This is a genomic window from Clostridium ragsdalei P11 (assembly GCF_001675165.1).
Classification (GTDB): domain Bacteria; phylum Bacillota; class Clostridia; order Clostridiales; family Clostridiaceae; genus Clostridium_B; species Clostridium_B ragsdalei.
Map to the genome: position 1 here is coordinate 1 of NZ_LROS01000068.1, position 927 is coordinate 927.

General features: G+C 40.6%; 1 protein-coding gene. It reads left to right on the forward strand.

From position 1 onward, the window contains the following. Positions 1-927, forward strand: a 927-nt coding sequence (locus CLRAG_RS20915) for a putative Ig domain-containing protein (RefSeq protein WP_242872176.1), incomplete at both ends; no start/stop codon positions are given.

Below are 927 nucleotides of genomic sequence, written 5' to 3' on the forward strand. Positions count from 1 at the left end.
CAGTAGGAGTTCCATATACTCAATACACATTTACAGCAACTGGAGGAACAGGGAACAAGACATACTTTGTAACATCAGGAAACCTACCAGCAGGATTGAACCTTTCAGAAGATGGAGTTTTGTCAGGGACACCAACAGAAGCAGGAACAAAAACATTTACAGTGACGGTAAATGATGATGGAGTGTGTGAGCCATCAGATAGCCATGAATTTACAATTATAGTGAGCCCTGCAAAGAGCACGGTAGCAATAGTGACATCAAACAGTTATACAGTAAGTGCAGAAAATACAGGAAATGAAACAATAATAAATGTACCTTATGGGACGACAAAAGCAGAGTTTATAGCAGCATTAACCAAGGGAGAATCTCATGAGAGCTTTGACGAAACATTACTGCATGATTCTGTAGTAACTGGAGACAAGCTAGTAGTGACAGCAGAAGATGGAACAACGAAAGTGACATACACAATTACAGTTAACCCTGCAAAGAGCACGGTAGCAACGGTAACATCAGATAGCTATATAGTAAGTGCAGCAGGTACAGCAGATGAAGGCATAACAAATGTACCTTATGGAACAACAAAAGCAGACTTTATAGCAGCACTGACTAAGGGAGAATCTCATGAGAGCTTTGACGAAACATCACTACATGATCCTGTAGTAAGTGGAGACAAGCTAGTAGTTACGGCAGAGGATGGAACGACAAAGGTAACATATACAGTAACAGTAAATCCTAAACCAACTGCTGCAAATGCATCTAATAACACAGTAAGTTTGGATGGAGATAGTATAGCTGCTGGAGGAACAGTAATAATAACAGCAGGAGGAGATAGGCAGGAAGCAGCAGGATCAGTAGTTGGGGACGAGAGATATATACCAAGTACATGGACGTCTACAGAATCAGACAAAAGTGGAAACTTTGAATTAA